Annotated in this window: 13 protein-coding genes; 5 read left to right on the top strand and 8 right to left on the bottom strand. The window is 60.0% G+C overall.

Annotation, left to right across the window (positions count from 1 at the left end; translation table 11 throughout):
- Positions 1-17: 17 nt before the first annotated feature.
- The 5 genes from AGR13A_RS00395 to AGR13A_RS00375 all read left to right on the top strand — a co-directional run bounded on the left by AGR13A_RS00395 (position 18) and on the right by AGR13A_RS00375 (position 4,478).
- On the top strand, positions 18-788 hold the full coding sequence (locus AGR13A_RS00395; protein WP_080833018.1) for an SURF1 family protein: 771 nt from the start codon (positions 18-20) through the stop codon (positions 786-788).
- A 113-nt stretch (positions 789-901) separates the two neighbouring features.
- On the top strand, positions 902-2,122 hold the full coding sequence (locus AGR13A_RS00390; RefSeq protein WP_080833017.1) for a phosphopentomutase: 1,221 nt from the start codon (positions 902-904) through the stop codon (positions 2,120-2,122).
- Entirely contained in the window at positions 2,119-3,096 is a 978-nt protein-coding gene (locus AGR13A_RS00385; protein ID WP_080833014.1) for an adenosine deaminase, read from the top strand. The genes AGR13A_RS00390 and AGR13A_RS00385 overlap by 4 nt, the downstream gene beginning before the upstream one ends.
- Before the next feature lie 96 nt (positions 3,097-3,192).
- Positions 3,193-3,822, top strand: a complete 630-nt coding sequence (gene upp, locus AGR13A_RS00380) for a uracil phosphoribosyltransferase (RefSeq protein ID WP_003524359.1) — start codon at positions 3,193-3,195, stop codon at positions 3,820-3,822.
- Between the two features lie 134 nt (positions 3,823-3,956).
- Entirely contained in the window at positions 3,957-4,478 is a 522-nt protein-coding gene (locus AGR13A_RS00375; protein ID WP_080833011.1) for a TIGR02281 family clan AA aspartic protease, read from the top strand.
- Here AGR13A_RS00375 and deoA read toward each other — a convergent pair.
- From deoA to AGR13A_RS00335, 8 genes are all read right to left on the bottom strand, one after another.
- Positions 4,471-5,787, bottom strand: a complete 1,317-nt coding sequence (gene deoA, locus AGR13A_RS00370; RefSeq protein WP_080833008.1) for a thymidine phosphorylase — start codon at positions 5,785-5,787, stop codon at positions 4,471-4,473. The two genes, AGR13A_RS00375 and deoA, sit on opposite strands and share 8 nt — an antisense overlap.
- Positions 5,784-6,557 (bottom strand): deoxyribose-phosphate aldolase, encoded by a 774-nt coding sequence (deoC, locus tag AGR13A_RS00365; RefSeq protein WP_035219618.1) that lies wholly within the window; start codon positions 6,555-6,557, stop codon positions 5,784-5,786. The genes deoA and deoC overlap by 4 nt, the downstream gene beginning before the upstream one ends.
- A 2-nt stretch (positions 6,558-6,559) precedes the next feature.
- Positions 6,560-7,360 carry a purine-nucleoside phosphorylase gene (locus AGR13A_RS00360; RefSeq protein ID WP_080833004.1) on the bottom strand — a complete coding sequence of 267 codons (801 nt, stop codon included), beginning with the start codon at positions 7,358-7,360 and terminating at the stop codon, positions 6,560-6,562.
- Entirely contained in the window at positions 7,360-7,764 is a 405-nt protein-coding gene (locus AGR13A_RS00355; RefSeq protein WP_080833002.1) for a cytidine deaminase, read from the bottom strand. The genes AGR13A_RS00360 and AGR13A_RS00355 overlap by 1 nt, the downstream gene beginning before the upstream one ends.
- Positions 7,765-7,768: 4 nt before the next feature.
- Positions 7,769-8,740, bottom strand: coding sequence for an ABC transporter permease (locus AGR13A_RS00350; RefSeq protein ID WP_003493080.1), 972 nt, complete (start codon positions 8,738-8,740; stop codon positions 7,769-7,771).
- A 6-nt stretch (positions 8,741-8,746) separates the two neighbouring features.
- Positions 8,747-9,850, bottom strand: a complete 1,104-nt coding sequence (locus tag AGR13A_RS00345) for an ABC transporter permease (RefSeq protein WP_035219624.1) — start codon at positions 9,848-9,850, stop codon at positions 8,747-8,749.
- A 7-nt stretch (positions 9,851-9,857) separates the two neighbouring features.
- Positions 9,858-11,363, bottom strand: a complete 1,506-nt coding sequence (locus tag AGR13A_RS00340; RefSeq protein WP_080832999.1) for an ABC transporter ATP-binding protein — start codon at positions 11,361-11,363, stop codon at positions 9,858-9,860.
- A gap of 82 nt (positions 11,364-11,445) precedes the next feature.
- Entirely contained in the window at positions 11,446-12,438 is a 993-nt protein-coding gene (locus AGR13A_RS00335; protein WP_004439166.1) for a BMP family lipoprotein, read from the bottom strand.
- Positions 12,439-12,608 lie beyond the last annotated feature (170 nt).

Here is a 12,608-nt window from a genome sequence, read left to right as displayed (position 1 = left end):
GCAAGGACTGTGAAATCATGACCGATCCATCGACAACCGCCCCGCAGAAGCGCCGTATCCGCCCCGCGGCAATCGTCGTCCTGTTTTTAACCATCATCCTGACGGGCTCTCTGCTTGCGCTCGGAACATGGCAGGTCAAACGTCTTTCCTGGAAGCTCGATCTCATCCAACGCATCGAGGCCCGCGCCCATGCGGCCCCTGTCGAGGCCCCTGCCGCCGCCGAGTGGCCGGCCCTTGCCGATCCCGCAGGCTATGAATATCGCCGCGTAAAATTGTCGGGCACCTTCCTCAACGACAGGCAAGTTCAGGTCTATACGGTCAGCGATCTCGGCCCCGGCTACTGGGTGATGACGCCGCTCAGACGCGACGACGGTTCAAGCGTTATCGTCAATCGCGGTTTCGTGCCTTCCGACAAACGGGACCCATCCTCCAGACGGGAAGGTGAACCCGCCGGAAATGTCGAGATCGTCGGATTGATGCGTGCGCCGGAAACCGGCGGGCTTTTCCTTCGAACCAACGATCCGGCAAATGGCCGTTGGTATTCCCGTAACATCCCGCAAATATCGCAGGCATCCGGCCTTTCCGATGTCGCGCCGTTCTATGTCGATGCTGATGCGACACCCAATCCGGGCGGCTTGCCGATCGGCGGCAAGACCATGCTCACCTTCCCCAACAACCACCTCTCCTATGCCGTTACGTGGTATATTCTGGCGGCCATGGTGGTTGCTGCCGGCTGGTACGTTCTGCGCAATCTCAATGCACCGAAATCGAAACGGGACGAAGACTAAGCGGCCGGTTTTACCGGATGGTTCATAAAATCACTTTCTTCTTCACGTTTTGCTGATCTATAACGACAGTTCGGCCTGACATTGCCCGTCGGCGCATTTTGTTTCGGTGAGTTATGGCAAGAGCATTTCTTCTCGTTCTGGATTCCTTTGGCGTCGGCGGCGCACCCGACGCGGAGCGTTATGGCGATCTTGGCGCAAACACGCTCGGCCATATCGCGGAATTCTGTGCCGCGGGCGCTGCCGACAAAGCGGGGCTTCGCTCCGGTCCGCTGAAACTGCCGAACATGTGCTCGCTCGGCTTGCTGGAGATCGCGAAACAGGCAAGCGGCGACATTCCCGCAGGCATGGAGCTGCCGGAGCGTATTTTCGGCCTGCACGGTTCCGCCAGCGAAATCTCAAAAGGCAAGGATACCCCGTCCGGCCACTGGGAGATCGCCGGGACGCCCGTAACCTTCGACTGGGGATATTTCCCGACGGAAGGCGATGCGTTTTCGCCGGAACTGGTGGAAGCGATTTGCAGGGAAGGCGATATCCCCGGCATTCTGGGCAATTGCCATGCTTCCGGCACCGAGATCATCGCCGAGCTCGGCGAAGACCATATCAGAAGCGGCAAACCGATCTGCTACACCTCATCCGATTCCGTTTTCCAGATCGCCGCGCACGAAACGCATTTCGGTCTGGAGCGGCTCATCGCGCTTTGTGAGGCGGTGCGCAAGCTGCTTGATCCGCTCAATATCGGCCGTGTCATTGCGCGCCCCTTCATCGGCGAGACCGCCGCCACCTTCGAACGCACCGGCAACCGCCGCGACTTCTCCGTTCTGCCGCCCGAGCCGACCCTGCTTGACCGGTTGGTGGAGGCGGAGCGCAAGGTGCATGCCATCGGCAAGATCGGCGATATCTACGCCCATCAGGGCGTCTCGCGCATCATCAAGGCAAATGGCAACAGCGCCCTGATGGATGCGACGCTGCAGGCCATCGATGAAGCCGAAAACGGCGATCTTGTCTTCACCAATTTCGTCGATTTCGACATGCTTTATGGCCATCGCCGCGACGTTGCTGGTTATGCCGCCGCCCTTGAGGCTTTCGACGCCCGTATTCCCGAAATCCATCGCAAGATGAAACCGGGAGATATCGCCCTTCTCACCGCCGACCACGGTTGCGACCCCACTTGGCGGGGCACGGACCATACACGCGAAAGGGTGCCGATCATGGCATTCGGACCGGGCATCCGCTCGCGCGACGTCGGCATCCGTTCAAGCTACGCCGATATAGGCGAAAGCATCGCCCACCATCTTGGCATCGAGGCCGGTTCTCACGGCAGGAGCTTCATTTGACATCGCATTTACTGAAAGCGGAAATTCACTGCCACCTCGAAGGTGCGGCCCCGCCCGCCCTCGTTGCGAAACAGGCGGAGAAATACGGCATCGACACCAGCGGTTTTCTGCGGGACGGCCAATATGTCTGGTCGGATTTCGCCGAATTCATCCGTTGTTATGACGCGGTGGCGCAGGTGTTCAAGACGGATGAGGATTATGCCGTCCTGACTGAAACCTATCTGACCGAACTTGCCGAAGCCAATACCATCTATAGCGAGCTGATCATTTCGCCCGATCATGGCGACCGCATCGGGCTCGGCGCCGACGCCTATCTGGCCGGCATTGCCGAAGGCATCCGCGTCGCGAAGGAAAAAACCGGCATCGAAACCCGCATCATCGTGACCGGCGAGCGGCATTTCGGTCCTGACCGGGTGATCGCGGCGGCCGAATATGCGGCCCGCGCCCGGCACCCGCTGGTGACCGGCTTCAACATGGCCGGCGAAGAGCGCATGGGCCGCGTTGCAGACTATGCCCGCGCCTTTGACATTGCCCGCGATGCAGGCCTCGGGCTGACCATCCATGCCGGTGAGGTTTGCGGGCCGGAAAGCGTTGCCGACGCGCTCGACCTCGTCAAACCTGCGCGTATTGGCCATGGCGTGCGCGCCATCGAAGATGCCGGTCTTATCGCCCGGCTGGCCGAGGCGGGAACGGTTCTGGAAGTCTGCCCCGGCTCGAATATCGCGCTCAACGTCTATCCTGATTTTGCCAGCCACCCGCTGAGAGCTCTCAGCGATGCCGGAGTGCGTGTCTGCATCAGTTCCGACGACCCGCCATTCTTCTTTACCTCGCTTGCGCGGGAATATGCGCTGGCTGCGGATGAGTTCGGCTTCAGCGATGCCGAGATCAACCGTATGACACGGACCGCACTGGAATGCGCCTTCGTGGACGAGGAAACACGCGCGCGACTGCTTGCGAAACTCAATGGCGCCTGACGCTGCGGTTCGCGGGGGTAAAACCGCGAAGAAGGCTTGCGAAAAACGCACTTTCGGTGAATTACAGGGCATAAGATAAAAAGGAAGGCCAGTTTCATGGACGGCGTCACAGTCATCGAACATCCGCTGGTGCGGCACAAACTTACCATCATGCGCAAGAAGGAAACCTCGACGGCCGGCTTCCGCCGCCTGCTCAGGGAAATTTCAACGCTGCTCTGCTATGAAGTGACGCGCGACCTTGAAATGACGATGGAAACCATCGATACGCCGCTCGAAACCATCGAAGCCCCCGTGCTCGAAGGCAAGAAGCTGGTTTTCGCCTCTATCTTGCGCGCCGGCAACGGCCTCCTGGAAGGCATGCTCGAGCTTGTGCCTTCGGCGCGCGTTTCCCATATCGGCGTTTATCGCGATCATGACACGCTGGAAGCTGTCGAATATTACTTCAAGGCTCCCGAAAGTCTCGATGCGCGCCTGATCATCGTTGTCGATCCGATGCTGGCAACCGGCAATTCCTCCATCGCCGCGGTGGAAAAGCTGAAGGAGCGCGGTGCGAAGAATATCCGCTTCCTGTGTCTGCTGGCGGCACCCGAGGGCATCAAGAACTTCCGCGAAGCGCATCCCGATGTGCATATCTACACCGCCGCGATCGACAGCCATCTGAACGAGAAGGGTTATATCGTTCCCGGTCTCGGCGATGCCGGCGACCGCATGTACGGCACCAAATAAACCCGTTCATCATTGCTTAACCGTTTGAGCCATTCGCCGCCTCCACCAGCGGCGAATGGCTTTTTCTTTTAAGGTTTCAGCATGTTTTGCGTCTATTCTCGGCAAGAATAACCTGCCCCTGGAGGAGCAACGACTTGCTGACGCGCGCGATTTTTCTGCTTGTTGGGCTTTCGGTCGGTGCGACGCAGATTCCGGCTCTGGTGGAAAAATTTCAGCCGCGCCCGGAAACGAGCATCGAGAAAGCGGAAGCCAGACCCGAAGCGACCAAACCGGAGCCCGTTTCGCTGGGCGGCGTCAATCTGAAAGCGGATGCCCGCGGCCACTTCAACGCTACCTTCCGCATCAATGGCAAGTCCTTCGACGGGCTTGTCGATACCGGCGCTTCGATGGTCGCCATCAACGAGACGATTGCGCGCCGGCTGGGCCACGGCGTCAACAGCCTCGATTTTAAATATGCAATTTCAACGGCCAATGGTCAGACCATGGCAGCCTATGTGAAGCTCGACCGGGTGGAGATCGGCGCTATCCGAGTTCAGAACGTCGACGCCATGGTGCTGAAGGACAATGCGCTTAGCAACATGCTGATCGGCATGAGTTTCCTGAAGCAATTGTCGTCTTTCAAGGTATCGGGCGGCGAGATGCGGCTGGTCAAGTGATCCGCTCGAGAATGGGCGCATCGATCTCTGGCGCGCTGTCAGCAATTCCGTAGCAGGCCGCTACCCTTTTCACCGCACGTTCTGCTTCCTCCCTGGAAGCAGCATGGACAATGGCGATCGACTCGCCCTTTTCCACTTTCGTACCGAGCGGGATAATGTCCGAGATACCAACAGAAGGATCGATCGTGTCCGATGGCTTTTTTCTGCCGCCGCCGAGTTCGACGACAACCATGCCAAGATCACGCGTGGCGCAGGAGGCGAGCAAGCCGCTACGCTCTGCCAGAACCGGAAGAATGACCGGCGCAGAAGGCAGATAGCGGGACGGGTGCTCAACGAAGTCCAATGGACCGCCCAGTGCCGAAACCATCCGTGCAAAGATTTCCAGCGCCCGGCTGGAGGAGAGCGCAGCCGACGCCAGCGCCTCTCCTTCCTCCAGCGTGGCCGCCTTTTTCGCCTGCACCAGCATTTCCGCCGCAAAGGACAGGACCACCTTTTCAAGACGGGTGCCGGCCTTGCGACCGGCCAGAAAATCCAGACAATTGATGATTTCGACCGCGTTGCCGGCGGCATCGCCAAGCGGCTGGTTCATGTCGGTTATCAGCGCCGTTGTCGGCAGGCCTGCGCCATTCGCCACATCGACCAGCGCGCGGGCCAGATTGCGGGCATCCTCGACGCTCTGCATGAAAGCACCGTTGCCGACCTTCACATCCAGAACCAGCGTCTGCAGCCCGGCCGCAAGCTTTTTCGACAGGATGGAGGCGGTAATCAGCGGTATGGAATCCACCGTCGCGGTCACATCGCGAATGGCATAAAGACGTTTATCAGCGGGGGCGAGATCGCCCGTCTGGCCGATGATGGCGCAGCCGACCGTCTTTACCGTCCGGCGAAACAACGTCTCGTCCGGCATGACATTGTAACCGGGGATCGCTTCCAGCTTGTCCAGCGTGCCGCCGGTATGGCCAAGGCCCCTGCCGGAAATCATCGGCACGGCGAGACCACAGGCGGCAACGATGGGGGCGAGCATCAGGGAGACGTTATCGCCAACACCGCCGGTGGAGTGCTTGTCCGCCACCGGCCTGCCGAGATCGCTCCAGGACAGGACCTCACCGCTGTCGCGCATCGCGAGCGTCAGCGCCACCATCTCATCCCGGCTCATGCCGCGAAAGAACACCGCCATGGCAAAGGCAGCCGCCTGGCCTTCCGAGATGCCGTCTTTCGAAAGCGCCTCTATGAAAGCGGCAATCTCCCGAGGCTCAAGTGACAGGCCATCACGTTTGCGGCGAATGATTTCCTGCGGGATCAAGCTCAATACCCGCTGGCGGCCTTGGCGGGCTCGCCGCCGGCCAGCACGTTCAGCACATCATCGAGAACACCGGAAGCGCCGAAACGGAAGGTGGACGGCATGGCCCAGTTGGGCGCCATGATGGTTTCCGCCAACCTGAGGTAAAGCGTGGCGTCTTCCACCGTGCCGATACCGCCGGCGGGCTTGAAACCGACCTTCTGCCGGCTGTCGCGGATCGCCTGCAACATGATGTCGGCTGCCTCCAGCGTGGCATTGATCGCGACCTTGCCGGTCGAGGTCTTGATGAAATCGGCCCCTTCGGCAATGGCGAGTTCGGATGCGCGACGGATCAGCGCCTTGTCCTTCAATTCGCCGGTTTCAAGAATGACCTTGAGCAGCACGGGTGCTGCGCAGGCTTTGCGAACGGCCGCCACCATGGTGGACAACGCTGTTTCATCGCCCGCTATAAATTTGCGGTAGGGAATGACGAGATCGATTTCGTCAGCGCCGTCACGGATCGCCGCCTCGGTTTCGGCAACCACGGTCGCGATGTCGAGATCGCCCGAAGGAAAATTGACGACCGTGGCGATGCGGATAGCATGGTCTTTTCCGAAAGCAGCGCGGGCCTGCGCCACGAAGCGCGGCCAGATGCAGATCGCGGCCGTATTGCCATACTCCGTATGCGCCCGCTGGCACAAAGCAGCGATCTGCTCGGGCGTGCAGTCTTCCTTGAGATTGGTCAGGTCCAGCAAGGACAGGGTGAGGGCAGCCGCTTCGCGCGGACGCTGGAGTTCCATGGTCACGCTCCTCCTGCGATCATTTCCTTCAGAATGGCAGCAAGCCTCTTGCCGCCCACGGGAGCCATATCCTTGGTTTCTTCATGGCTCAGTTCCGCGCCGGTCATGCCGGCACCGTAATTGGTAATAACCGATGCGGCGGCAACGCGCATCCCGAAAAAGCGCGCAAGGATGACTTCCGGCACGGTGGACATGCCAACGGCATCCGCCCCCAGCAGCCGCGCCATGCGGATTTCCGCCGGCGTTTCGAAGCTCGGGCCGGAAAACCACATATAGACACCGCCGAACAGAGGCACCGTGGCGCGGATGGCGGCGTTGCGCATGGCAAGCATCAGATCGGGATCGTAAGCGGTGGTCATGCCGACGAAGCGGCGATCGCTTTCCTCGCCAATCAGCGGGTTCATGCCGGAATAGTTGATGTGATCGGTGATCTGCATGACCGAGCCGGGCGGCATGTCCTGCCTGACCGAACCTGCCGAATTGGTGAGAATGAGCGACTGCACGCCGAGACCGGCCAGCGCTTCGATGACGACCCGCATGGCGCCCGGATCGCCCTTTTCGTAAAAATGCACCCGGCCGGAAAGCATCATGACAGGCTCGCCGCCGAGATAACCGGCCACCAGCTCGCCCGCATGGCCGGAAACGCCGCTTGCGGGAAAACCGGGAAGCTCGGCATAGGGCACCCGGACCGGATCGCTGACTTCTTCCACCAGCGAACCGAGGCCCGAGCCGAGGACGATGGCGACGCGCGGCATCAGGCCGTTCAGGCGCTCCACCAGAATATCGATCAGGGTGTCCGTCATCAGGGTAACTCGGTCTTGAAGCTGGCAGGCAAGAGCTCTTCCATGGTCATGACCTTCTGGACGCCGGTTTCGTCACAGAGATAGATTTTCGTTTCCGGCGTCGCGAACTCGGCGATCTTCTGCCGGCAGCCACCACAGGGTGGGCAAAGAGCAAGCTTTTCGGCGATGACGGCAATTTCGCTGATCTTCTTTGCTCCGCCCATGATCATGGCGCTGATGGCGGAAGGCTCCGCGCACCAGCCCTGCGGGAAGGAGATGTTTTCGATATTGGCACCCTTGTAGATTTTTCCATCGTCGGCGCGGATGGCCGCGCCGACTGGAAATTTCGAATAGGGCGCATGGGCAAAGGCCATGGCCTCAACCGCTGCCTCGAACAACGCATGAGATGTCGGGTTGGAGGACATGAGTTTAACGCTCCTTCGCATAGGCAACGCCACCGGCCTTGGGGGGCTTGGCGACGCCGATGAAACCGGCAAGCAGGATGCAGGTCAGAATATAGGGCATGGCCTGGAAGATCTGCACCGGCACCTCGCCGATACCAGGCACGGATTTGCCCTGCATGAAGTTGGCGAAGGCATCCAGAAAACCGAAGAGCAGGCAGGCGAACATGACCGGCACCGGCTTCCATTTCGCGAAGATCAGCGCTGCAAGCGCGATATAGCCCTTGCCGGCCGACATGTTGGCGATAAAGGCCGCCGATTGCGCAACGGCGAGATAAGCGCCTGAGAAACCGCAGAGGAAACCGGCAACGATGACGGCGCGGAAGCGCATCCATGTCACCGAAATGCCGGCCGTGTCCACCGCGCCCGGGTTTTCACCGACGGCGCGCAGACGCAGGCCAAACCGGGTGCGGTAAAGCACCCACCAGGAGAGCGGCACCGCCAGAAAGGCGAGATAGGTGAGGATGTTGTTGCCGGAAATGACATTGGCATAAAGCGGGCCGATGAAAGGCACCTCGCGCATCGCATCCGCACCGGGCAGGATGATCGGCGCAAAGCGGCCCTCAGACGGCAATTGCGGCGTGCGGCCGCCCTGCCCGAACCAGGCCTGCCCCAGAACCACCGTCAGGCCGGCGGCGATGAAGTTCAGCGCCACGCCCGACACGATCTGGTTGCCGCGATTGGTGATGACGGCGAAACCATGGATCAGCGAGAAGAGGATGGAGACGGTGATGCCCGCCAGCAGACCGGCCCATGGATCTGCCGTGAGATAGGCAACGCAGGCAGAGGCGAAGGCCGCCGCCAGCATCTTGCCTTCAAGCCCGATATCGAACACGCCGGCACGTTCGGAAAAAAGCCCGGCAAGTGCGGTGAAGAGAAGCGGTATGGTGAGGCGGACGGTCGAGCCGAGGATGCTGACCAGCATATCGAAAAAATCCATATCAGCTCACCCCTTTGCCAAACGCTGGTAGATGCGGACGACCGCCGGCCGGTACATATATTCCAGCGCGCCGGCAAACAGGATCACCAGACCCTGGATCACCACGATCATCTCGCGGGTAATGTTCGGCATCTCGAAAGAAAGATCCGCACCGCCCTGATAGAGAATGCCGAACAGCAATGCCGAGAAGATGATGCCAAGCGGATGGCTCCGCCCCATCAGCGACACGGCAATGCCAACGAAACCAGCACCGCCGACGAATTCCACCTGCAGACGGGCGGAAGCCCCCATGACCGGGTTCAGCGCCATCATGCCCGCCAGGCCGCCGGAAATGAGCATGGCGATGATGACGGTACGCGCATAGGGAATGCCGGCATAGATGGCGGCCGACGGGCTGATGCCGAGCGTGCGCATCTCATAACCGAGCTTGGTACGCCAGATGAGCACCCAGACGAGGAAGCACATGACCAGCGCGATGATGAAGGAGACGTTGAACGGCGCCGGCCCAAGCTTGAGGCCGAACAGCGCCATCAGCCAGTCCAGCTTCGGCAATTGCCCGCCCGGCAGAAAGGTGCGCGTTTCCGGCGCCATCTTGCCCGGCACGATCAGCACATTCACCAGCAGATAGACCATCAGCGCAGCCGCGATGAAGTTGAACATGATGGTGGTGATGACGACGTGGCTGCCGCGCTTGGCCTGCAGCCAGGCCGGAATGAAGGCCCAGGCCGCGCCAAAAAGCGCGGCACCAATGACGGCGAAAGGCATCGTCACATACCATGGCACGTAACGATCAAGCGCCAGCGCCACCAGCGCGGCACCCAGCCCGCCAATATAGGCCTGACCTTCGGAGCCGATGTTGAACAGGCCGGCATGAAAGGCGACTGCGACGGAGAGGCCGGTGAAGATGAAGCTCGTCGTGTAAAACAACGTGAAGCCGATGGCATCGCCACGGCCGAGCGCGCCTTCAATGAGCAGACGAAGGGCTGCCAGCGGGTTTTCACCGATGGACCAGACAACGAGGCCGGAAATCAGAAAGGCGGTGACGACGTTCAGCAACGGCAACAGGCCGTAGCTGATCCAGTTTGGTAGGGGTACGGAAGCGGTACTCATTCATGCCTCATGCGGCGATGCCGGCCATCATCAGGCCCAGCGTCTGTTCTTCGGCTTCCGCCGTTTTTTCTCCAACGACACGCCCGGCGAACATGACCATGATCCGGTCCGAAAGGGAACGGATTTCATCGAGTTCGACCGAAACCAGCAAAATCGCCTTACCGGCATCGCGCATTTCAATGATGCGGCGATGGATGAATTCGATGGCGCCGATATCCACGCCGCGGGTCGGCTGGCCGATAATCAGCATCTTGGGGTCGCGTTCAATTTCGCGGGCCACGACGATCTTCTGCTGATTGCCGCCGGAAAAATTCGCGGTCTTCAGCTGCGGATTCGGCGGGCGGATATCGTATTTCTCGATCTTTTCGACTGCATCCCTGCGGATGGCCTCGGGGTTGAGGAAAGGTCCTTTACCGTATCTCTCATCATGGTGATAACCGAGGATGGAGTTTTCATATTCCTCGAATTTCAGCACCAGCCCCATATGGTGGCGGTCTTCCGGGATATGCGCCAGACCAAGTTTGCGCAAGATCGCCGGATCGGGACGGTCCACCTTCTGGCCATCCACCCATATCTCGCCCGAATAGGGCTTGCGGATGCCGGCGATGGCTTCGAGCAGCTCAGACTGGCCATTGCCCGCCACGCCGGCGATGCCGACGATTTCACCGGCACGGACATCGAGCGAGACATCGTCCACCATGGTGACGCCGCGACTGTCCTTGACAGTGAGATTGCGAATGGAGAGCAGAACATCGCCCGGTGTCGTCTCGCCCTTTTCCACCCTGAGCAGCACGCGGCGGCCAACCATCAGTTCGGCCAGTTCCTCGACGCTGGTTTCGGAGGTCTTGCGGGTCGCGACCATTTCACCGCGGCGCATGACGGAGACGGAATCCGTGATCGCCATGATCTCGCGCAGCTTGTGGGTGATGAGGATGACGGTCTTGCCCTGCTCGCGCAGGACGCCGAGTATCTTGAAAAGGTGATCGGCCTCAGCTGGCGTCAGAACGCCGGTCGGCTCGTCGAGGATCAGGATTTCGGCGCCACGGTACATGGCCTTGAGGATTTCGACGCGCTGCTGCAGGCCAACCGGCAGTTCCTCGATGACCGCATCCGGATCGACTTCCAGACCGTAATCGTCCTCGAGGCGCTGCAATTCCTTGCGAGCCGCCGCCCGGCCCTTGGCGAGCGACGCGCCGCCTTCCGCGCCGAGCATGACGTTCTCCAGCACGGTGAAATTTTCCACCAGCATGAAATGCTGATGCACCATGCCGATGCCGGCATTGATCGCGGCCTGGCTGTCGCGGATCACGATCGGCGCACCATTGACCCGGATTTCGCCGGCATCCGCCTGGTAAAATCCGTAGAGGATCGACATCAGGGTCGATTTCCCGGCGCCGTTTTCCCCGATGATGCCGTGGATCGTGCCCTTGGCGACGGTCAGATTGATATTCTTGTTGGCGTGAACGGCACCGAATTTCTTGTCGATGCCCACCAGTTCGATTGCAGGGTCCATACTCAAACCGAAACCTTTCCGAAGGCTGGATATGAAAAGGGCGCAAGATGAAAAACATCATGCGCCCCCGTTACATATCATATCATTTCGGGCAGGAATTATCCGCCATATAGTCATGAACCTTGACGGCGCCGGAGATGATATCGGCCTTCGCCTTGTCCACGGCGGCGGTCATTTCCGGCGTGATCAGGGCCTTGTTGTTGTCGTCGAGAGCGTAGGCGACGCCGTCTTCCTTGACACCGAGCGCAACGATGCCGGGGGTGAACTTGTCGTCCTTGGCATCCTTATAGGCATTGTAGACGGCCAGATCGACGCGCTTGACCATGGAGGTCAGAACCGAACCCGGATGCAGGTGGTTCTGGTTGGAATCGACGCCGATCGAGAACTTCTTGTTGTCGGCGGCAGTCTGCAGCACACCGATACCCGTCGCGCCGGCTGCCGCGTAAATCACGTCCGCACCCTGGTCGATCTGGTTCTTGGTGAGTTCGCCGCCGCGCACCGGATCGTTCCAGGCCGCACCCGTGGTGCCGGTCATGTTCTGGAAGACTTCGATCTTGTCGTTGGCAGCCTTTGCGCCCTGCGCATAACCACAGGCGAACTTACGGATCAGCGGAATATCCATGCCGCCGATGAAGCCGACCTTGCCGGTCTTGGAGGCCATGCCGGCCAGAAGACCGACGAGATAAGAGCCTTCATGCTCCTTGTAGACGACGGAGCGGACATTCGGCAGTTCGACGACGGAATCGACGATGACGAACTTGGTATCGGGGAATTCGGCCGCGACCTTTTCCATGGCCGAGGTCCAGGCGAAGGACACGGCGACGACCGGGTTGAAGCCCTTGCTGGCGAAGTTGCGGATGGCCTGTTCGCCCTGCGTGTCGCTGGTCGGTTCAAAATCGCGGAACTCGATGCCCGTTTCTGCCTTGAACTTTTCAGCGCCGGCCGCAGCGGCTTCGTTGAACGACTTGTCGAACTTGCCGCCCGTGCCATAGACCAGCGCCGGCTTGATATCCGCCGCGAGCGCAGAAGCCGACATTGCGGCAAGCGCAAAAAGTGTCAGAAGGGATTTTTTCATTGTGCAGCCCTGTTGTTGCAATTGATATTATTAGGGTCCTCCCGCAAACCCGTTGACCGGGAATGTCTGCGGAACCGCCAGCCGTTTCCCCGGCTGTGCTTGGCCCATATCCTTGCATGGCTCAATGAAAAATTCATCCGGTTTTTTTGACCCGGTGGAAAAACTTTAAT

Source organism: Agrobacterium genomosp. 13 str. CFBP 6927 (assembly GCA_900012615.1).
In the GTDB taxonomy this organism is placed as follows: Bacteria; Pseudomonadota; Alphaproteobacteria; order Rhizobiales; family Rhizobiaceae; genus Agrobacterium.
This window is presented reverse-complemented; position numbering and strand designations above follow the sequence as displayed.

Excerpts from the sequence above, each read along its gene's own strand:
- AGR13A_RS00395 (WP_080833018.1), top strand. The coding sequence starts at position 18 with ATGACCGATCCATCGACAACCGCCCCGCAGAAGCGCCGTATCCGCCCC.
- AGR13A_RS00390 (WP_080833017.1), top strand. The coding sequence starts at position 902 with ATGGCAAGAGCATTTCTTCTCGTTCTGGATTCCTTTGGCGTCGGCGGC.
- upp (WP_003524359.1), top strand. The coding sequence starts at position 3,193 with ATGGACGGCGTCACAGTCATCGAACATCCGCTGGTGCGGCACAAACTT.
- deoC (WP_035219618.1), bottom strand. The coding sequence starts at position 6,557 with ATGGAACTCCAGCGTCCGCGCGAAGCGGCTGCCCTCACCCTGTCCTTG.
- AGR13A_RS00360 (WP_080833004.1), bottom strand. The coding sequence starts at position 7,360 with ATGACGGACACCCTGATCGATATTCTGGTGGAGCGCCTGAACGGCCTG.
- AGR13A_RS00355 (WP_080833002.1), bottom strand. The coding sequence starts at position 7,764 with ATGTCCTCCAACCCGACATCTCATGCGTTGTTCGAGGCAGCGGTTGAG.
- AGR13A_RS00350 (WP_003493080.1), bottom strand. The coding sequence starts at position 8,740 with ATGGATTTTTTCGATATGCTGGTCAGCATCCTCGGCTCGACCGTCCGC.
- AGR13A_RS00345 (WP_035219624.1), bottom strand. The coding sequence starts at position 9,850 with ATGAGTACCGCTTCCGTACCCCTACCAAACTGGATCAGCTACGGCCTG.
- AGR13A_RS00340 (WP_080832999.1), bottom strand. The coding sequence starts at position 11,363 with ATGGACCCTGCAATCGAACTGGTGGGCATCGACAAGAAATTCGGTGCC.
- AGR13A_RS00335 (WP_004439166.1), bottom strand. The coding sequence starts at position 12,438 with ATGAAAAAATCCCTTCTGACACTTTTTGCGCTTGCCGCAATGTCGGCT.